Origin of the sequence: Cedecea neteri (assembly GCF_000757825.1) — a bacterium.
Taxonomy (GTDB): Bacteria; Pseudomonadota; Gammaproteobacteria; order Enterobacterales; family Enterobacteriaceae; genus Cedecea; species Cedecea selenatireducens.
On record NZ_CP009451.1, the window covers coordinates 3,761,139 to 3,781,876 of the forward strand.

Sequence of the window (20,738 nt, forward strand, 5' to 3'; positions counted from 1 at the left end):
GAGCGTCGGTGCTTAACGGATCAAGGCTACGCTGGCGGCGGCGCTATCTCTGGTTGATAGTGCCGCTGCTGGTTGCCTCTTTTATCTGGCTGGCGGATAAGCTCTGGCCTCTGCCTTTACATGAGGTCAACCCGGCTCGCGTAGTGGTCGCTGAAAACGGTACTCCTCTATGGCGATTTGCGGATGCGGAAGGGATCTGGCGTTATCCGGTGGAGCTGAATCAGGTTTCTCCTCGTTACCTTGAAGCGCTTATTGGCTATGAGGATCGCTGGTTTTGGGATCATCCCGGCGTAAATCCTTTCTCGATTTTGAGAGCGGCCTGGCAGGATCTGCGTCATGGAGAAGTGATCTCCGGGGGCAGCACGTTGACGATGCAGGTTGCGCGTCTGCTGGATCCTCATCCTCGTACTTTCGGCGGTAAAGTTCGCCAGGTCTGGCGCGCGTTCCAGCTCGAATGGCATCTTTCCAAAAAGCAGATCCTGACCCTCTACCTCAACCGTGCTCCCTTCGGCGGCACGTTACAGGGCGTCGGCGCGGCAAGCTGGGCCTATCTCGGGAAAGCCCCTGAAAAGCTAAGTTATTCAGAAGCTGCGCTGCTGGCGGTACTTCCGCAGGCACCAAGCCGCCTGCGGCCTGACCGCTGGCCTGAACGCGCGCAGCTAGCACGGGATAAGGTACTCCGTCGCATGGCGGAACAGGGCGTGTGGTCACAGAAACAGGTTACAGAGTCTTTGCAGGAGCCTGTCTGGCTGGTACCCCGCCAGATGCCGCAGCTCGCCCCGCTGCTGTCCCGGTATCTGGCATCGCGCACTAAAGATACGCTGATCTCTACCACGCTGAATGCTTCTTTGCAGCGTCAGCTGGAAGAGCTGGCCCTGGGCTGGAAATCACGTTTACCGCCTCGATCTTCACTGGCCATGCTGGTGGTTGACCACACCACGATGCAGGTTCGCGCGTGGGTTGGCTCGGCGGATATCAACGATGACAGCCGATTCGGGCATGTCGATATGGTCACCGCCGTTCGATCGCCGGGCTCCGTGCTGAAGCCTTTTGTTTATGGCATGGCAATGGACGAAGGATTAATTCATCCGGCTTCTTTATTGCAGGACGTGCCGCGTCGGTTCGGTGACTATCGTCCGGGAAACTTTGATACGGGTTTTCACGGGCCGGTGAGCATGAGCGATGCTCTGGTGCGCTCGCTGAACCTGCCCGCTGTTCAGGTGCTCGAGGCCTACGGGCCGAAGCGTTTTGCCGGGCAGATGGGTAATGTGGGGCTCAACCTTCGCTTCCCTCAGGGAAGCGAGCCCAACCTCTCGCTTATACTTGGCGGCGGTGGTGCGAGGCTGGACCAGATAGTTGCGGCCTACAGCGCGTTTGCCCGTCATGGCAAAGCCGCTCAGCTGCGGGTATTGGCGAATGATGCGCTGCGGGAGCGTCCGTTGATGTCGTCGGGTTCGGCCTGGATTATCCGCCGAATTCTTGCCGGAGAAGCCCAGCCTCAGCCTGATGCTTCTTTACCTCCCGTCGTCCCTCTGGGGTGGAAAACCGGGACCAGCTACGGCTATCGTGATGCCTGGGCCATCGGCATCAATTCGCGTTACCTGATTGGCATCTGGACCGGCAGGCCTGATAGCACGCCGGTGGCGGGGCAGTTTGGCTTAGGGAGTGCCGTACCGCTGCTTAATCAGGTAAACAATCTGCTGCAGGCTAATTCACGCGTGCAGCAGCTTCATTTGCCGACGGATCCTCGCCCGGCCTCGGTCAGTGCCGCAGAGATCTGCTGGCCCGGCGGGCAGGCATTGCCTGCGGGGGATAGTAATTGCCGCCGACGCCTGACGACCTGGCTTCTGGATGATGCTCAGCCGCCCACGCTGCTGGCTCCGGGGCAGGAAGGCGCGCAGGGCACGCGTCAGCTTATTTGGGTTGATGCGCAGGGTAAGCGAGTGGCACCCGATTGCCCGGGGGCTCGTCAGCAGACTGTCGCACTCTGGCCGCTGCCTCTTGAGCCGTGGCTGCCACAGGCTGAACGCAGGGCGGAGCGTCTTCCGCCGCCTTCTGAAATCTGCCCTCCGCTGCAGAAAGAGAGCGTAACGCCATTATTACTGCTGGGGGTACGAAACGGCACGATATTGAAACGTTTACCGGGGCAAATGCAGCTTCCTCTACGGCTTTCCAGCCAGGGGGGGCAAGGCCAGCGCTGGTGGTTTATTAACGGACAAAGCGAAGAGAGTCAGGGCGATGGGCTGGCGTTAATGCTTAATAAACCAGGAGAATATCAGGTGCTTGTGATGGATGAATCCGGGCAGGTAGCCAGTGCGAATTTCATTCTACAGTAACGGCAAAAGATGAAATACCGCCTGCTGCATCGATTGTGTTGCCAAAACTAATCTTATTTTAAAAAAATGTTATCTCCATCCATAGGCAACGACAAACTTGCTCTTTATAATCTGCGCCAATTTCATAACCGGGTTTCCCGGACACACAGAACATCTACAGAGGTAATCATGGCTATTGAACGTACTTTTTCCATCATCAAACCAAACGCGGTGGCAAAAAACGTTATTGGTAACATTTATGCTCGTTTTGAATCTGCAGGGTTTAAAATCGTTGGCGCAAAAATGCTGCATCTGACCGTTGAGCAGGCTCGTGGTTTCTACGCTGAGCACGACGGTAAGCCGTTCTTCGACGGTCTGGTTGAGTTCATGACCTCCGGCCCAATCGTGGTTTCCGTTCTGGAAAGCGAAAACGCAGTACAGCGTCACCGCGACCTGATGGGCGCAACTAACCCGGCTAACGCGCTGGCAGGTACTCTGCGTGCAGACTACGCTGACAGCTTCACCGAAAACGGCACCCACGGTTCTGACTCCGTAGAATCCGCAGCCCGTGAAATCGCTTACTTCTTCGCCGAAGGCGAAGTGTGCCCACGCACCCGTTGATATTTCCAAATCTGTAAGCGAATTTACACTTAATATCTCCGTTGTTCGCTTTCAGTCGTGGCATCTATGCCCTAGAATTTGTACAATGCAACGCCCCCGGAAGAGCCAGCTCACCGGGGCGTTTCTTTTTCTAACCCTCCAGGGGCCATAACGTGTAACAACGAGGCCGGAAAACATTATGTCTGAAATGAACACGCCTGAAGCGACACCTGTTGTTGTTTCCAATAAAGCCGAAAAAATTAACCTGCTCGATCTTAACCGCCAGCAGCTGCGCGAGTTTTTCGCCGAGCTGGGTGAAAAGCCGTTCCGCGCCGACCAGGTCATGAAGTGGATGTATCACTATTGCAGTGATGACTTCGACGAAATGACGGACATCAACAAAGTGCTGCGCAACAAGCTAAAAGAGATTGCCGAGATTCGTGCCCCGGAAGTTGCAGAAGAGCAACGTTCTGCCGATGGCACCATCAAATGGGCAATCAAAATAGCCGATCAGCTGGTTGAAACGGTATACATCCCGGAAGAAGACCGCGCTACGCTGTGCGTCTCTTCACAGGTAGGTTGTGCGCTGGAGTGTAAATTCTGTTCCACCGCGCAGCAGGGCTTTAACCGTAACCTGCGCGTGTCAGAAATTATTGGTCAGGTCTGGCGTGCGGCGAAGATTATCGGTGCGCAGAAGAAAACCGGCGTGCGTCCTATCACCAACGTGGTAATGATGGGCATGGGCGAGCCGCTGCTGAACCTGAACAACGTGGTTCCGGCCATGGAAATCATGCTGGACGACTTCGGCTTTGGCCTGTCCAAACGCCGTGTAACGCTTTCCACCTCTGGCGTTGTGCCAGCGCTGGACAAGCTCGGGGATATGATTGACGTCGCGCTGGCTATCTCCCTGCACGCGCCGACAGATGATATTCGTGACGAAATCATGCCGATCAACAAAAAATACAACATCGAAACCTTCCTGGCGGCCGTTCGTCGTTACCTGGAGAAATCCAACGCCAACCAGGGCCGCGTGACGGTGGAGTATGTGCTGCTGGATCACGTTAACGATGGTACAGATCACGCGCATCAGCTGGCCGAATGCCTGAAAGATACGCCATGCAAAATCAACCTGATTCCATGGAACCCGTTCCCGGGCGCACCTTATGGCCGCAGTTCTAACAGCCGTATCGATCGCTTCTCTAAAGTACTGATGAGCTATGGTTTTACTACCATTGTTCGTAAGACCCGCGGCGACGATATCGATGCAGCATGTGGCCAGCTGGCCGGTGAAGTTATCGACCGTACCAAGCGTACTATGCGTAAACGCATGCAGGGTGAACCTATTGCCGTGAAGGCCGTCTGATAATAGATGGCTATTTACCGCGCTGGGCGAGGGTGCTCTGCGCGGTATAAAAAACGGGCAAAAGTGTATGGGCCGTCAATAACGTGGCCTAATACATCATTCAGCATAATAATTACGGTGCGTTTCGGGCGGCTTTAAGGCAGTATGTAGCCGCACAACAACAGTTTAGTTGTTCCCATTTCGTAAAGTTAACGGACAGTTTGCCGAAGGGTGGCTATGGTTAACTTACCGGCAGGTCCGGTAGCCCTGGAAAACGCCAGCTCAGCGTGAATTACGCTGCTGACACCGGGTATTTTTGCTGAGGGTTTGCCTTCAGGTATCAGATTTGTTTCGCGGTGCGAGTCAATCTGACGTAGCGGAGACGTTGCGGTACAGGACTCGTGCCAAATTCTTTAATTTGAACAGTACCAGCAGTTGTAGCTAATGAATACTGAAGCCACTAACGAATCAAATGCAGCACAAACAACAGGTGAGCGTTTACGTAACGCGCGTGAACAGATGGGTCTCAGCCAGCAGGCTGTGGCTGAACGCCTGTGCCTGAAAGTTTCCACCGTCAGGGATATAGAAGACGACAAGGCGCCTGCCGAGCTGGCGTCGACGTTCCTGCGTGGCTATATCCGCTCTTATGCGCGACTGGTTCGTATTCCTGAAGAAGAGCTGTTGCCGATGATGGCGAAACAGGCCCCGATTAAGGCGGCCAAAGTTGAGCCTATGCAAAGCTTCTCACTCGGTAAGCGCCGTAAAAAGCGCGACGGCTGGCTGATGAGTTTTACCTGGCTGATTCTGTTCGTTGTCATTGGCCTGACGGGCGCATGGTGGTGGCAAAACCACAAGGCGCAGCAGGAAGAGCTGTCTACGATGGCCGACCAGTCAACCACTGAACTTTCTACCAGCAGCGGCCAGTCTGTGCCGCTGAATACCGGCAGTGATACCTCTACCGATGCGGCGGCGACCTCGTCTTCCGCAGCGGCCGTTGAACAGCCAGCGCCTGCGGTAAATAGCGTGGCTCCGGCGCCATCTCAGCAAACTGCCGCTGCGGATGCCACTCAGCAGCCGGCCGTGGTTGCGCCAGGCCAGGCACCAATTGATAACGCACAGACTACGCCAGCAGTGACTGCCGGGCAGCTGCCAACCGATCAGGCTGGTGTGAATCAGGCGGCGGATGCCGCTCAAGGTCTGGCGCTGAACTTCACCGCTGACTGCTGGCTGGAAGTCACAGACGCTAGCGGTAAAAAGCTGTTTAGCGGCCTGCAGCGCAAAGATGCGAAGCTGAATTTAGCGGGCAAAGCGCCTTATAAACTGAAAATTGGTGCGCCGTCGGCAGTACAGGTTCAATACCAGGGCAAACCTGTGGACCTGAGTCGTTTTATCAGAACTAACCAGGTTGCACGTCTGACCGTCGGTGCTGAATAATCAGCGCCAGTCCAGACGCGTAATTGTGGAGATTTACCATGCATAATGCCGCACCCATCCAACGTCGCAAATCCAGGCGGATCTACGTCGGTAATGTGCCAATCGGCGATGGTGCCCCTATCGCCGTTCAGTCGATGACCAATACGCGTACCACCGATGTGGAAGCCACGGTTAATCAAATCAAAGCATTAGAACGCGTAGGCGCCGATATCGTTCGCGTATCCGTGCCAACGATGGATGCTGCCGAGGCTTTTAAGCTGATTAAGCAGCAGGTCAACGTTCCGCTGGTGGCCGATATTCACTTCGATTACCGCATTGCGCTCAAAGTTGCAGAATACGGCGTCGACTGCCTGCGTATTAACCCCGGCAACATCGGCAACGAAGAGCGTATTCGCACCGTGGTTGACTGCGCGCGCGATAAAAATATTCCTATCCGCATCGGCGTTAATGCCGGTTCCCTGGAAAAAGATCTGCAGGAAAAATACGGTGAGCCAACGCCTCAGGCGCTGCTCGAATCCGCTATGCGCCATGTAGATCATCTCGATCGTCTCAACTTTGATCAATTCAAAGTCAGCGTAAAAGCCTCTGATGTCTTCCTGGCAGTTGAGTCTTATCGCCTGTTGGCTAAACAGATCGATCAGCCGCTACACCTCGGGATCACCGAAGCGGGTGGGGCGCGTGCTGGTGCAGTAAAGTCAGCGATCGGCCTGGGCCTGCTGCTTTCTGAAGGGATCGGCGACACGCTGCGTATCTCTCTGGCGGCGGATCCGATTGAAGAGATCAAAGTCGGCTTCGACATCCTTAAGTCGCTGCGTATTCGTTCCCGTGGGATCAACTTTATTGCCTGCCCAACCTGTTCTCGTCAGGAGTTTGACGTTATCGGGACGGTTAACGCGCTCGAACAGCGTCTGGAAGACATTATCACCCCGATGGACGTTTCCATCATCGGCTGCGTGGTTAACGGGCCGGGCGAAGCGCTGGTCTCCACGCTTGGTGTGACCGGCGGGAATAAGAAAAGTGGTTTCTACGAAGATGGCGTCCGCCAGCGAGATCGTATGGACAACGATGACATGATTGCGCAGCTTGAAGCGCGTATTCGTGCCAAGGCCAGCATGCTGGATGAAAAGCAGCGTATTGATATCCAACAGCTGGAAAAATAATGCGAAGCATGGGAAGCACAGGGCTTCCCGTGTATGATTGAACCCGCACGGCCGTTTACCTGAGTGAATGGCCTGATTTCGGGTTCATTTTTTGTATATAAAGCAGAGAAAAAACGTGGCAAAAAACATTCAAGCCATTCGCGGCATGAACGATTACCTGCCGGGCGAAACCGCCATCTGGCAGCGTATTGAAGGCATTCTTAAGCAGGTGCTCGCGAGCTACGGTTACAGCGAAATCCGTTTGCCGATTGTAGAGCAGACCCCGTTATTCAAACGCGCTATCGGTGAAGTCACCGACGTGGTTGAAAAAGAGATGTATACCTTTGAGGATCGCAACGGCGACAGCCTGACCCTGCGTCCTGAAGGCACCGCGGGCTGCGTGCGTGCCGGTATCGAACATGGTCTTCTGTACAATCAGGAACAGCGCTTGTGGTACATCGGGCCGATGTTCCGCCACGAACGTCCTCAGAAAGGGCGTTATCGCCAGTTTAACCAGCTGGGTGTTGAAGTCTTTGGCCTGAACGGCCCGGATATCGACGCCGAGCTTATCATGCTGACCGCTCGCTGGTGGCGCGCGCTGGGTATTGACCAGCACGTGAGCCTGGAGCTGAACTCTATCGGCTCTCTGGAAGCTCGCGCTAACTATCGTGATGCGCTGGTTGCTTTCCTGGAGCAGCATAAAGAGAAGCTGGACGAAGACTGCCAACGCCGCATGTACAGCAACCCGCTGCGCGTGCTGGACTCCAAAAATCAGGACGTTCAGGCTCTGCTGAACGATGCGCCTCAGCTGGGTGATTACCTTGATCAAGAGTCTCGTGAGCACTTCGCTGGTCTGTGCCAGTTCCTCGATGCGGCAGGCATTGCCTACACCGTAAACCAGCGTCTGGTTCGCGGCCTGGACTACTACAACCGCACCGTATTTGAGTGGGTTACCAACAGCCTGGGCTCTCAGGGCACCGTGTGTGCAGGTGGCCGCTATGATGGTCTGGTTGAGCAGCTTGGCGGGCGCGCGGCGCCGGCGGTTGGTTTTGCCATGGGCCTTGAGCGCCTTGTTTTACTGGTTCAGGCGATTAATCCTGAATTTAAAGCAGAATCCGTTGTCGATATGTACCTGATCTCCTCGGGTCAGGGAACGCAGGGCGCGGCAATGTTGCTGGCTGAAAAGCTACGTGACCAGGTGCCGGCACTGAAATTGATGAGTAACTACGGCGGCGGTAACTTCAAGAAGCAGTTCGCTCGTGCCGACAAGTGGGGCGCTCGCGTTGCACTGGTGCTGGGTGAAGATGAAGTCGCTAAAGGCGAAGTCGTGGTTAAGGATTTACGCACAGGTGAGCAACAAAACGTCGCACAGGCCGACGCTGCCGCCCATCTGCAGGCGTTACTGGGTTAATCACCCGGTGATTATTCGTTAAGGAGAAGGACTGCGTGGAAGTTTACGAGAACGAAAACGATCAGATGGAAGCGGTAAAACGCTTCTTTGCAGAAAACGGCAAAGCGCTGGTAGTCGGGGTTGTGCTGGGTATCGGCGCTCTGGTGGGCTGGCGTTACTGGAACGGCCATCAGGACGACTCCATGCGTGACGCTTCTCTGGCTTATCAGAACGTCACCAGCGCGGTGAAAGCAGACCAGCCCCAAACGCTGGAAGCGGTAGAAAAATTCGCTGCTGACAACAAAAACACCTACGGTGCGCTGGCGGCGTTAGAGCTGGCTCAGCAGTTCGTTGATAAAAACGATTTAGGCAAGGCGGCCACCCAGCTGCAAAACGGCCTTAGCAGCACCAAAGACGCGAACATGCAGGCGCTGATTAACCTGCGTCTGGCTCGCGTTCAGATCCAGCAGAAGCAGGCTGATGCCGCGCTGAAAACCCTGGATAGCGTGAAAGGCGAAGGCTGGGTAGCGATGGTTGCCGACCTGCGCGGTGAGGCGTTGCTCAGTAAAGGGGATAAGCAGGGTGCACGTGATGCGTGGAGCAAAGGTTCTCAAACCAATGCTTCTCCTGCCCTGCGTGAAATGATGCAGATGAAAATCAATAATTTGTCCAGCTAAGAGGGACCCGATGCAATTGCGTAAACTATTTGTGCCTGGGCTGCTCTCTTTGACGCTGCTCAGCGGCTGCTCTCTGTTCAGCGGCGAAGAAGATGTGGTTAAAATGTCCCCGCTGCCAACGGTGGAAAACCAGTTCACCCCGGAGAAAGCGTGGAGCACGTCCGTGGGTAATGGAATCGGTGATTTCTACTCTAACCTGCATCCGGCATGGGAAGGCAGCACCATCTATGCCGCTGACCGCCGTGGTACCGTAAAAGCCGTGAATGCGGATGACGGTAAAGAAGAGTGGAAAGTCGATCTCTCTGAGAAAACCGGCTTCTTCTCCAGCAATATTCCTGCTCTGCTGTCCGGCGGTCTGACCGTTGACGGTGGGCACGTTTATGTGGGCAGCGAAAAAGCGAAAGTCTTCGCGCTGAATACCTCGGACGGTAGCATTGCCTGGCAGGCGAAAGTGGCGGGTGAAGCGCTTTCTCGCCCGGTTGTGAGCGATGGCGTTGTGCTGATTCATACCAGCAACGGTATGCTGCAGGCGCTGAACGAAGCTGACGGCGCGGTAAAATGGAGCGTTAACCTCGATATGCCTTCGCTGTCTCTGCGCGGTGAATCGGCTCCGGCAACCGCCTTTGGCGCAGCTATCGTCGGCGGTGATAACGGCCGCGTTAGCGCCGTGCTGATGCAGCAGGGCCAGATTATCTGGCAGCAGCGTATCTCCCAGGCAACCGGTGCGACGGAAATCGACCGCCTGAGCGACGTTGATACTACTCCGGTTATTGTTAACGGTGTGGTTTATGCTCTGGCTTATAACGGCAACCTGACCGCGCTGGATCTGCGTTCCGGCCAGATCATGTGGAAACGTGAGATGGGCTCGGTGAACGACTTCATCGTTGACGGTAACCGCATTTATCTGGTGGATCAGAACGACCGCGTTGTTGCCCTGAACGTGGACGGTGGCGTGACCCTGTGGACGCAAAGCGATCTGCTGCACCGCAACCTGACCGCGCCAGTGCTGTACAATGGCTATCTGGTGGTCGGCGACAGCGAAGGCTACATGCACTGGATCAACAATGATGACGGGCGCTTTGTTGCCCAGCAGAAAGTGGACAGCTCCGGCTTCCAGACGACGCCGGTTGTTGCCAGCGACAAACTGCTTATCCAGGCAAAAGACGGCACGCTGTACGCCATCAAACGCTAAACTTGTCGGATAATCGTCACGTTTGAAACGGTTCCCTTAGTCCGGGAGCCGTTTTGGTTTTTTTAAAACGGCCGAAAATTGACGCCGTTTTGCTAATAAATTTTGAGTAATGAGGCTTTTATAATGGTACCTGTGGTCGCGCTTGTTGGGCGCCCTAACGTCGGTAAATCGACCCTGTTTAACCGCTTAACGCGTACCCGCGATGCGCTGGTTGCGGATTTTCCGGGGCTGACTCGCGATCGCAAGTACGGTCGTGCGGAAGTCGAAGGCCGTGAGTTTATCTGCATTGATACCGGCGGTATCGACGGCACCGAAGACGGTGTGGAAACGCGTATGGCCGAGCAGTCGCTACTGGCGATTGAAGAGGCAGATGTTGTGCTGTTCATGGTGGATGCGCGCGCGGGCCTGATGCCTGCCGATGAAGCCATCGCTAAGCACCTGCGCTCTCGTCAGAAGCCTACTTTCCTGGTAGCGAACAAGACCGATGGTCTTGACCCGGACCAGGCGGTTATCGACTTCTATTCCCTGGGCCTCGGCGAAATCCACCCGATTGCTGCTTCCCATGGTCGCGGCGTAACCAGCCTGCTGGAGCACGTTCTGGTGCCGTGGATGGACGACGTCGACCCGCGTGAACAGCCGGAAGAAATCGACGAAGACGAAGCCTACTGGGCCGCGTTTAACGCTAAAAACGGCATTGTTTCCGATGACGAAGAGCTTGAGGAAGAAGAGGAAGAAGAAGCCTTCAATCCCCAGGATCTGCCGATTAAGCTCGCTATCGTTGGTCGCCCTAACGTAGGTAAGTCCACGCTAACTAACCGTATTCTCGGCGAAGAACGCGTGGTCGTTTACGACATGCCGGGTACCACTCGCGACAGTATCTATATCCCGATGGAGCGTGATGAGCGTGAATTCGTGCTGATTGATACCGCGGGCGTACGTAAGCGCGGGAAAATTACCGATACGGTAGAAAAATTCTCGGTAATCAAAACCCTGCAGGCAATTGAAGACGCGAACGTGGTGCTGCTGGTTATTGATGCCCGCGAAGGCATTTCCGATCAGGATCTCTCGCTGCTGGGCTTCATCCTGAATAGTGGGCGCTCACTGGTTATCGTGGTCAACAAATGGGATGGCCTGAGCAATGAAGTTCGCGAGCAGGTGAAAGAGACGCTGGACTACCGTCTGGGCTTTATCGACTTCGCCCGCGTGCACTTCATCTCTGCCCTGCACGGCAGCGGCGTAGGTAACCTGTTCGAATCCGTTCGTGAAGCCTATGACAGCTCCACGCGCCGCGTAAGCACCGCGCTGCTGACCCGCATCATGAACATGGCGGCAGAAGACCATCAGCCGCCGTTGGTTCGCGGTCGTCGCGTTAAGCTGAAATATGCTCACGCCGGTGGCTATAACCCGCCAATCGTGGTGATTCACGGCAACCAGGTAAAAGACCTGCCGGACTCCTACAAGCGCTATCTGATGAACTACTTCCGCAAATCGCTGGACGTAATGGGTACGCCAATCCGTATTCAGTTCAAAGAAGGGGAGAACCCGTTCGCCGGGAAACGCAACACCCTGACGCCAAACCAGATGCGTAAGCGTAAGCGTCTGATTAAACATATCAAAAAGGGCAAGTAAGCCCTGATTGATAGCCGATGAGCTCCCCGGCAGAAGGGGAGCTCATCGGTTTAAAGGTTAAACTGCCAGCGCGGATGTTTTGCTGGCAAGCCCTTCCAGTAAAACCTCTGAACTCGCCACTGCACCAAAAATCCCGCCCTGCATATGAATCATGCTTAATGCCGCTTCGTGGTGTTTCCGTTCCGTGGCCGCACAGCAATCGGTCAGTACCAGGCATTCAAAGCCTCTGTCGTTGGCTTCACGCAGCGTGGTATGCACGCAAACATCCGTCGTAATGCCGCTCAGTATCAGGTTGCGGATCCCCCGGCTGCGTAGAATCAGTTCCAGATCGGTGGCGTAAAACGACCCTTTTCCAGGCTTATCAATAATCACTTCCCCTTCGAGCGGGGCCAGTTCCGGAATGATTTCCCAGCCAGGCTCCCCGCGTACCAGAATGCGGCCACAAGGGCCCGCCGCGCCGATTTCTGCGTTCATACGTTTTGAACGCCAGCGCTTATTCGCCGGCAAATCGCTTAAATCAGGGCGATGTCCCTCGCGGGTATGAATAATCGGAAAGCCCAGCTCGCGCAGGCGGGCCAGTACCTGCTGGAGCGGTTTTATCGGTGCCCGCGTCAGCGCAATGTCATAGCCCATACTGTCGACGTAACCACCTTTGCCGCAAAAATCGGTCTGCATATCGATGACGATCAGCGCGGTGTCGTGGGCGCTGTAGTGGCCGTCAAAGGGCCAGGCGTACGGCGTTGAGTTAACGGTGTAATCAGGCATTTTTTCCCTCCATGATGCTCGCCGGGGCTTCATTTTTAATTTTCATTATCAGGGTGTAGCTGATTGCTGCGGTGACCAGGCCAATGACCGCTTCGCCAAACTGCGGGAACAGCAGGTGAGCGACCACTGCGCAAAGGCTACCGATAGCCCAGGCCGCAAAGGCGCTGCCACGCATGCGGCTTGTTTTACGGGTTTCGCTAATTTTGGCCATAAAAATCAAATCGACGATCATCACGGCGCCAAACGGCGGCACGACAATGCCGAGCAGGCTCAGCCATTCAAGGAAGTAAGACCACACGCCCGCTAACGCCAGCGCGCCGCCCGCAACGCCCAGAATAAGCGTCCAGAGCCGCATTTTGCTGTGGAAAAGATGGCTGTAGCCCACGGCACCGTTGTAGAGGCAGTGCGTACAGACGGAGCCGAGGTTGATAAAAACGAACAGGCAGGCGATGGCCGACAGCAAAGCGCCGTGCCCCATCAGTATCGGCAGGAAGTTCCCGCCGTTGGTCGCCGGGTCGACGGCCGCGCCCACCGCCACGATAACCACGCCAAAAAGATAAGAAATGACGTTGGCGACCGGGAATGCCGAGAAGGCGGCAATCACGGCGGATTTACCGTTTTTTGACCACCGGGTGAAGTCGGCGGTCATGGTACCTGAATCAGCAAAGCCCGCCACCACCATGGTAACGGCAGTGCCCATACTCATGGTGCCCACAGCGGCGGGGCTGCCGTGCCACTGAACGACAGCGCTGAAATCATGCTGCTGGCTAATCAGCCACAGCGCCACCAGGCCAAGCACCACAAACAGCGGGGCCGCAACCATGCCCAGAATCGACAGCGCGCGAACGCCCAGGAACGTGACGCCGGTGTAGAGCACGATGGCGAACGCCGTCACCGCCAGCGCGTTCCAGCCGAAGGTCTGATTAATCACCGTGCCGGTAAGGCCGGTCTGGAAGGCATACCAGCCAATCACCACCGTGGAAAGAAAACCAGAAACCAAAATGTAGCCTTTGGTGCCGAAGGTTCGTTTTGCCTGTAAGGCGAAGTTCATGCCCGTCTGCCCGGCAAACCAGCTGAGGGAGCCCACATAGGCAAACAGCACCAGGTTGCCCAGAAGAATGGCAATAATGGCCGGCCAGAAGCCGAGAGACCAGGTGATGATGCCCCCAAACAGCGCATTGGTGAGGATCATAGGGAAACCAAACCACACTGCCGAGACGGATCCCGTAGAATGGCGATGGCTAAGCGGCACGGGCTCGTGCTCAAATTCCTGCTCCAGGGCAGGGGACGATTTCTTATTCATGGACAACTCCGAGTGAAGCAGGGCTGATGTGATTCCATGGTTGAATGCGCTCGAAAGCGGCGCTTGCCGCGAGCACCAGGCCATCGTCCAGGTGACGACCCACGATTTGCAGCCCGACGGGCAGGCCGTCAGCGGTAAAGCCTGCGGGCACCGAAGCAGCCGGCTGGCCGGTAAAGTTGAACGGGAAGCAGAACGACAGCCAGTGGTCACTTCTCACCATGCGCCCGTCGATGACCTCCGGGCCCTGCATGTTGAGCGGAAACGGCGGCACGGCGAGCGTTGGGGAAAGCAGCAGGTCATAGCGCTGCATAAAACGCCAAAGCTGATTGCAGATTTTTTTACGCTGGGTATTCGCGTCGGTGAATGTTTCGGCCTGCCACGTGTGATGCAGCATGGCGCTCAGGTGCGGCGACATTCGCGGCCCCAGTTCGGCCTGCATTTTTCGCATGCCGGTCAGATCGCTTTCAAAGGCAACCAAAGCGGCAAACGTCGAGACTTCATCGGCGATGCCGGGGTCAACTTCTTCCAGCTCCGCGCCCAGCTCACGCGCGAAACGACGCGCAGCTTCCGTCGTTATCCGGCGAACTTCGCTGTCCACGGCGACGTAACCAAAATCGGCGCTAAAGGCGATCCGCAGGCCGCTCAAGGGCTTATCTAACGAGGTCAGCCAGTCAACGTCAGAGCTGGGAATAGAGTGGCGGTCGCGCATATCCGGGCCGGCCAGCAGCGACATCATCAACGCAGCATCCCGCACGGTGCGGGTCATCGGCCCAATGTGCTCCAAAGACTCCCAGCTGGAAACGCCCGGATAACGTTCGTCGCGGCAGCCGGGCCAAAGTGGCACACGCCCCATAGAAGCTTTCAGGCCATAGACGCCGCAGTGAGCGGCCGGAATGCGCACCGAGCCTCCGCCGTCACTGCCTAGCGCAATCGGGCACATCCGGGCAGCGAGCGCTGCACCTGAGCCTGCGCTGGAGCCGCCGGGCGTTTTGCTCAGATCCCAGGGGTTACGTGGGGAAGGAAACAGAGGATTGTGCCCCACGCCGCTGTAGCCAAATTCGGGGGCGGTGGTTTTACCCAGCAGGATGGCATCCGCAGCCAGCAGGCGCTCCACGGCGATATCGTCCTCTTCCGGCACAAAGTCCTGGTAGGCGGCAGAGCCTGAGGTGGTTTTCACTCCGGCGGTACAAATCAGGTCTTTCACCGCCAGGGGAACGCCCGCCAGCGCACCTAATGTTTGCCCGCTGGCACGCCTGGCATCGACGGCTTTCGCCTGAGCCAGAGCGAGTTCCGGCGTTGGGGTACAAAACGCCTGAATTAAGGGCTCACGCGCCTGCTGGCGATCGATGGCTGCCTGAGTAACTTCCCGGGCTGAAACCTCGCCACAGCGAATCAGTGCGGCAAGCGCAGTGGCATCTTTATCTAACAGCTCATCAAACATGAAAATCCTCCCCGATTGACCACGTAAAGGGAGTGATTCAATTATCATGCCAATGACTTCAAAAAATTGAAGGTTCAGCCGCAGCGCCGTCTGGGATACCAGTCTGGATACAAGCGTTAATCAGCGAGGGAACAGGTTGGGCAAAAACGGTGCATTAATGCGCTAAACTTGCCAGCCTTTTGCACAATAGCGAAGTGAATCCATCTGAACGTTATGGGTATATAATGGGGCCCATTAATGACTTAGCGGGAGGGAAGGATGATGCTTAATTGCCCCGAGTGTAGAAACGAACTGAGACAAACGGACGGCGGCGCGCACTGTGATGCCTGCGGCAAAGATTTCCGTCTGGAGGCGCTTTGCCCGGACTGCCATAAACCGTTGCAGGTGCTGAAGGCGTGTGGGGCGGTGGATTATTTCTGCCAGAACGGCCACGGGCTGATTTCTAAAAAGCGCGTGGAATTTATTTCCACCGCGCTCTGAACTGTTTATTCGCCTTTCGCCGCTGGCTTGCGCTTACGCGGCGTTTTCACCGGTTTAATGCCCGTCACCTGACTTTCAACCCAGCCGTCATCCAGGCGCGTGGTCAGCGTGTCCCCGGACTTCACCTGTTTGGTTTTCTTCAGCACTTTGCCGTCTTCGGCCGTCGTCACGCTGTAGCCGCGCGCGAGCGTCGCCAGCGGGCTGACGGCTTCCAGTTGGGCGAGCGCGGTGCCGAAGCGCTGTTTTGTCTGGCTGAGCTGAGCGCTCACTAACTGCGACAGGCGGTATTCAAGCTGCTGTAAGCGAGACTGGGCGCGGTGAATGCGTGCCTGAGGCTGCTGCTGGTTAAGGCGCTGGCTAAGGCGTAGCTGCTGCTGGGTCGCCCGGCGCATTTTGCCGTCGATGGCCACGTTCAGGCGCTGGCGCAGGCGTTCAAGCGTGGTTTGCTGGCGAGCTAAACGTAGCTGAGGATGCTGCTGCTGCAGGCGATGGTGCAGCTGGGTAAACCGCCGCGAGCGCTGGGCGAGGTAATAGTCCATCGCCATTTCCATACGCTGCTGTTGAGACTGGATTTGGCGCAATAATTCGAGCTGATTGCGGCTGACGATTTCCGCCGCGGCGGAAGGCGTTGGCGCCCGTAAATCAGCGACAAAATCGGCGATCGTGACGTCAGTTTCATGCCCTACGGCGCTAACGACCGGGATCTTGCTTGCGAAAATTGCCCGCGCAACTCGCTCATCGTTAAAGCTCCACAGATCTTCCAGCGAGCCGCCGCCGCGCCCGACAATTAGCACGTCACACTCGTTGCGCAGGTTAGCAAGTTCAATAGCTCGCACGATTTGCAGCGGGGCGTCTGCGCCCTGAACGGCAGTCGGGTAAATGATGACCGGCAGGGACGGATCGCGGCGCTGTAATACGTGCAGAACGTCGTGCAGGGCCGCGCCGGTTTTAGAGGTAATAACGCCGACCTGGCGAGCCGGAGCGGGCAGGGCCTGCTTGTGCAACTGGTCGAAAAGACCTTCAGCGCTCAGCTTCTGCTTGAGCTGCTCGTACTGCTGCTGCAACAGCCCTTCACCGGCGGGCTGCATGCTTTCGACAATAATCTGATAGTCGCCGCGTGGTTCGTAAAGGGTGATGTTAGCGCGCACTAACACCTGCTGCCCGTGCTGCGGGCGGAAGGTCACGCGGCGATTGCTGTTACGGAACATCGCGCAGCGAACCTGGGCGGTGTCGTCTTTTAGCGTGAAGTACCAGTGGCCCGAAGAGGGCTGGCTGAAGTTGGAGATTTCACCGCTGATCCAGACCTGCCCCATTTCCTGCTCCAGCAGCAAACGCACCGTCTGATTCAGGCGAGAAACGGTAAAAATTGAAGGGGGATTCAGTGTCGACATGTGAGCTGGATCAAATTCTAAATCAGCAGGTTAATAGGTCGATACTACAGCCCGGTGCGCTATTAGCAAGGAGTTTTGCGAAAAAAGTGTGGATGCAATCGCTTACGCTCTGTATAATGCCGCGGCAATATTTTATCTGTTCTCATTCACCCCCAGGTTGAGATATTGCCATGCTACGTATCGCTAAAGAAGCACTGACGTTTGACGACGTTCTCCTCGTTCCAGCTCACTCTACTGTTCTGCCGAACACGGCCGATCTCGGCACCCAACTGACCAAAACTATTCGTCTGAATATCCCTATGCTGTCCGCAGCGATGGATACCGTGACGGAAGCGCGTCTGGCTATCGCCCTGGCGCAGGAAGGCGGTCTTGGTTTCATCCACAAAAATATGTCGATTGAACGCCAGGCAGAAGAAGTAAAGCGCGTTAAGAAACACGAAAGTGGCGTCGTAACTGACCCGCAAACCGTGCTGCCAACGACCACCCTGCGTGAAGTGAAAGAATTAACCGAGCGTAACGGCTTTGCCGGTTACCCGGTAGTGACCGAAGAAAACGAACTGGTCGGCATCATCACCGGCCGTGACGTGCGCTTCGTGACCGACCTGAGCCAGCCTGTTAGCGTGTACATGACTCCGAAAGAGCGTCTGGTTACCGTGAAAGAAGGCGAAGCGCGCGACGTCGTGCTGTCTAAAATGCACGAAAAACGCGTTGAGAAAGCGCTGGTTGTTGACGGCGGGTTCCACCTGCTGGGCATGATCACCGTTAAAGACTTCCAGAAAGCAGAGCGTAAACCTAACGCCTGTAAAGACGAGCAGGGCCGTCTGCGTGTTGGGGCTGCGGTTGGCGCAGGCGCAGGCAACGAAGAGCGTGTTGACGCTCTGGTCGCCGCTGGCGTTGATATTCTGCTGATTGACTCCTCTCACGGCCACTCCGAAGGCGTTCTGCAACGTATTCGTGAAACCCGTGCTAAATATCCTGACCTGCAAATCATCGGCGGTAACGTAGCAACCGCCGCTGGCGCACGTGCTCTGGCGGACGCTGGTTGCAGCGCGGTTAAGGTCGGTATCGGTCCTGGCTCCATCTGTACCACTCGTATCGTAACCGGCGTTGGCGTACCGCAGATTACTGCTGTGGCCGACGCGGTTGAAGCGCTGGAAGGTACCGGCATTCCGGTCATCGCCGACGGCGGGATCCGCTTCTCCGGCGACATCGCTAAAGCTATCGCCGCTGGCGCAGCTGCGGTAATGGTTGGCGGCATGCTGGCAGGTACCGAAGAGTCTCCGGGCGAAATCGAACTCTACCAGGGCCGTGCTTTCAAATCCTACCGCGGCATGGGTTCTCTGGGCGCGATGTCCAAAGGCTCTTCCGACCGTTACTTCCAGACCGACAACGCAGCAGACAAACTGGTGCCGGAAGGTATCGAAGGCCGCGTAGCGTATAAAGGCCGCCTGAAAGAGATCGTTCACCAGCAGATGGGCGGCCTGCGTTCCTGTATGGGCCTGACCGGCTGTGGTACTATCGACGCGCTGCGTACCAAAGCGGAATTCGTACGCATCAGCGGTGCCGGTATCCAGGAAAGCCACGTCCACGACGTGACCATCACTAAAGAGTCTCCGAACTACCGCATGGGCTCCTGATTTCACTAGCCCGGCCACGCGCCGGGCTCTTTATATTCTCGTTTCACTTGCCTCGGAATTAACGTCAATGACGGAAAACATTCATAAACATCGCATCCTGATCCTCGACTTCGGTTCTCAGTACACTCAGCTGGTGGCGCGCCGCGTCCGTGAGCTGGGCGTTTACTGCGAACTGTGGGCATGGGATGTTACCGAAGCTCAAATTCGTGAGTTCAACCCAAGCGGCATCATTCTCTCCGGCGGCCCGGAAAGCACCACCGAAGAAAACAGCCCGCGTGCGCCAGAGTATGTGTTCACCGCCGGCGTACCGGTGTTCGGCGTTTGCTACGGCATGCAGACCATGGCCATGCAGCTGGGCGGCCACGTTGAAAGCTCTACCGAGCGTGAGTTTGGCTACGCGCAGGTTGAAGTGAAAACCGACAGCGCGCTGGTTCGCGGCATCGAAGACTCCCTGAGCGCAGCAGGTAAGCCGCTGCTGGACGTCTGGATGAGCCACGGCGACAAAGTCACGGCTATCCCGTCCGACTTCGTGACCGTTGCCAGCACCGAAACCTGTCCGTTTGCCATTATGGCCAACGAAGAAAAACGCTTCTACGGCGTGCAGTTCCACCCGGAAGTGACCCACACCCGTCAGGGCCAGCGTCTGCTGGAGCGTTTTGTACTGGAAATCTGCGGCTGCGAAGCGCTGTGGACCCCGGCAAAAATCATCGAAGATGCGATCGTCCGCATCCGCGAGCAGGTCGGTAACGACAAAGTTATCCTCGGCCTGTCCGGCGGCGTTGACTCCTCCGTAACCGCGATGCTGCTGCACCGCGCCATCGGTGAAAACCTGACCTGCGTATTCGTGGACAACGGACTGCTGCGCCTGAACGAAGCCGCTCAGGTAATGGACATGTTTGGCGATCACTTCGGCCTGAACATCGTTCACGTTGAGGGCGAAGAGCGCTTCCTGACCGCGCTGGCGGGCGAGAACGACCCGGAAGCCAAGCGTAAGATCATCGGTCGCGTGTTCGTGGAAGTGTTCGACGAAGAAGCGCTGAAGCTGGAAGACGTTAAATGGCTGGCGCAGGGCACCATCTACCCTGACGTTATCGAGTCTGCGGCCTCCGCGACCGGCAAAGCGCACGTCATCAAATCTCACCACAACGTGGGCGGCCTGCCGAAAGAGATGAAGATGGGCCTGGTTGAGCCGCTGCGTGAGCTGTTCAAAGACGAAGTCCGCAAAATCGGCCTCGAGCTTGGCCTGCCGTACGACATGCTTTACCGCCACCCGTTCCCGGGCCCGGGCCTTGGCGTTCGCGTGCTGGGCGAAGTGAAGAAAGAGTACTGCGACCTGCTGCGCCGCGCCGACGCTATCTTCATTGAAGAGCTGCACAAAGCCGACCTGTACAACAAAGTGAGCCAGGCGTTCACCGTGTTCCTGCCGGTCCGTTCCGTGGGCGTAATGGGCGACGGCCGCAAGTACGACTGGGTTGTTTCCCTGCGTGCGGTAGAAACCATCGACTTCATGACCGCGCACTGGGCGCACCTGCCGTATGACTTCCTCGGCCGCGTGTCCAACCGCATCATCAACGAAGTGAACGGCATCTCCCGCGTGGTTTACGATATTTCAGGTAAACCGCCGGCTACGATCGAATGGGAATAAGTTTTTAGCACTGACTAAAAACCGCTAGCTCCAAAAGTCGCCAGTAAAATCGAAGGATTTTCTGGCGATTTTCTTTTGCTCCGTGTACTACAAAACTCTCTCCGTAATCACTTCCCCTTAATCATCTTCGTACCGCAAAAAACTAACGCATGTGACTCATAGTCCTTGGAGTGCGTAGCGAACAAAGGCGATGCTTATTCGTGTTGAAACATTCAATACGGAGGTAGAGATTTGGCCTTCGCGCTATCCGGTCTTGAATACTGGCGCTGTGGAAGAGGGGGATATCCACTCCCACAGCGATTGATCGTAAAAACAGGTCGGTTTCCACTGAAAGAGCTGGCCTGCCATAAAGCCTGAA

The 20,738-nt window shown here is 56.3% G+C and carries 16 protein-coding genes; 12 read left to right on the plus strand and 4 right to left on the minus strand.

All coding sequences use genetic code 11. The features are described from left to right. Window positions 1-8: 8 nt before the first annotated feature. The 9 genes from pbpC to der all read left to right on the plus strand — a co-directional run bounded on the left by pbpC (window position 9) and on the right by der (window position 11,718). Window positions 9-2,336 (plus strand): peptidoglycan glycosyltransferase PbpC, encoded by a 2,328-nt coding sequence (gene pbpC, locus JT31_RS17435; protein ID WP_038479991.1) that lies wholly within the window; start codon window positions 9-11, stop codon window positions 2,334-2,336. Between the two features lie 168 nt (window positions 2,337-2,504). Next, on the plus strand, window positions 2,505-2,936 hold the full coding sequence (gene ndk / locus JT31_RS17440) for a nucleoside-diphosphate kinase (RefSeq protein WP_038479994.1): 432 nt from the start codon (window positions 2,505-2,507) through the stop codon (window positions 2,934-2,936). Window positions 2,937-3,114: 178 nt separating this feature from the next. Then, the gene (locus JT31_RS17445) at window positions 3,115-4,278 is read left to right on the plus strand and encodes a bifunctional tRNA (adenosine(37)-C2)-methyltransferase TrmG/ribosomal RNA large subunit methyltransferase RlmN (RefSeq protein ID WP_038479997.1); all 1,164 of its coding nucleotides are present in this window, start codon (window positions 3,115-3,117) and stop codon (window positions 4,276-4,278) included. 423 nt (window positions 4,279-4,701) lie between these two features. Next, entirely contained in the window at window positions 4,702-5,691 is a 990-nt protein-coding gene (gene rodZ / locus JT31_RS17450) for a cytoskeleton protein RodZ (protein WP_038480000.1), read from the plus strand. Between the two features lie 38 nt (window positions 5,692-5,729). Beyond that, window positions 5,730-6,851, plus strand: a complete 1,122-nt coding sequence (ispG, locus tag JT31_RS17455) for a flavodoxin-dependent (E)-4-hydroxy-3-methylbut-2-enyl-diphosphate synthase (protein WP_038480003.1) — start codon at window positions 5,730-5,732, stop codon at window positions 6,849-6,851. Between the two features lie 115 nt (window positions 6,852-6,966). Further along, window positions 6,967-8,241 (plus strand): histidine--tRNA ligase, encoded by a 1,275-nt coding sequence (gene hisS, locus JT31_RS17460; RefSeq protein ID WP_038480006.1) that lies wholly within the window; start codon window positions 6,967-6,969, stop codon window positions 8,239-8,241. 35 nt (window positions 8,242-8,276) lie between these two features. Beyond that, the gene (locus JT31_RS17465) at window positions 8,277-8,897 is read left to right on the plus strand and encodes a YfgM family protein (protein WP_038480009.1); all 621 of its coding nucleotides are present in this window, start codon (window positions 8,277-8,279) and stop codon (window positions 8,895-8,897) included. Between the two features lie 10 nt (window positions 8,898-8,907). Then, entirely contained in the window at window positions 8,908-10,089 is a 1,182-nt protein-coding gene (gene bamB / locus JT31_RS17470) for an outer membrane protein assembly factor BamB (protein WP_038480010.1), read from the plus strand. Between the two features lie 123 nt (window positions 10,090-10,212). Next, the gene (der, locus tag JT31_RS17475) at window positions 10,213-11,718 is read left to right on the plus strand and encodes a ribosome biogenesis GTPase Der (RefSeq protein WP_038480012.1); all 1,506 of its coding nucleotides are present in this window, start codon (window positions 10,213-10,215) and stop codon (window positions 11,716-11,718) included. Window positions 11,719-11,775: 57 nt separating this feature from the next. Here der and JT31_RS17480 read toward each other — a convergent pair whose 3' ends face one another. Genes JT31_RS17480 through JT31_RS17490 form a run of 3 tightly spaced genes read right to left on the minus strand, consistent with a single transcriptional unit; the run spans window position 11,776 to window position 15,227 of the window. Beyond that, window positions 11,776-12,483: a cysteine hydrolase family protein gene (locus JT31_RS17480; protein WP_038480014.1), complete on the minus strand. Its 708-nt coding sequence runs from the start codon at window positions 12,481-12,483 to the stop codon at window positions 11,776-11,778. Then, window positions 12,476-13,786: a purine-cytosine permease family protein gene (locus JT31_RS17485; protein ID WP_038480018.1), complete on the minus strand. Its 1,311-nt coding sequence runs from the start codon at window positions 13,784-13,786 to the stop codon at window positions 12,476-12,478. The genes JT31_RS17480 and JT31_RS17485 overlap by 8 nt, the downstream gene beginning before the upstream one ends. Next, complete coding sequence (locus JT31_RS17490; protein WP_038480021.1) at window positions 13,779-15,227, minus strand: amidase; 1,449 nt, start codon at window positions 15,225-15,227, stop codon at window positions 13,779-13,781. The genes JT31_RS17485 and JT31_RS17490 overlap by 8 nt, the downstream gene beginning before the upstream one ends. A gap of 258 nt (window positions 15,228-15,485) precedes the next feature. Between JT31_RS17490 and JT31_RS17495 the strand changes: the two genes are divergently transcribed. Next, the gene (locus JT31_RS17495; RefSeq protein WP_038480024.1) at window positions 15,486-15,707 is read left to right on the plus strand and encodes a zinc ribbon domain-containing protein; all 222 of its coding nucleotides are present in this window, start codon (window positions 15,486-15,488) and stop codon (window positions 15,705-15,707) included. Between the two features lie 5 nt (window positions 15,708-15,712). Here JT31_RS17495 and xseA read toward each other — a convergent pair whose 3' ends face one another. Beyond that, window positions 15,713-17,098, minus strand: a complete 1,386-nt coding sequence (gene xseA / locus JT31_RS17500) for an exodeoxyribonuclease VII large subunit (RefSeq protein WP_038480027.1) — start codon at window positions 17,096-17,098, stop codon at window positions 15,713-15,715. Window positions 17,099-17,268: 170 nt separating this feature from the next. On the opposite strand from xseA, the gene guaB reads away from it, so the two are divergent. Together guaB and guaA are read left to right on the plus strand one after the other, a co-directional pair. Beyond that, entirely contained in the window at window positions 17,269-18,735 is a 1,467-nt protein-coding gene (gene guaB / locus JT31_RS17505) for an IMP dehydrogenase (RefSeq protein WP_038480030.1), read from the plus strand. Between the two features lie 67 nt (window positions 18,736-18,802). Next, window positions 18,803-20,380, plus strand: a complete 1,578-nt coding sequence (gene guaA / locus JT31_RS17510; RefSeq protein ID WP_038480033.1) for a glutamine-hydrolyzing GMP synthase — start codon at window positions 18,803-18,805, stop codon at window positions 20,378-20,380. The last annotated feature ends 358 nt before the right edge of the window (window positions 20,381-20,738 follow it).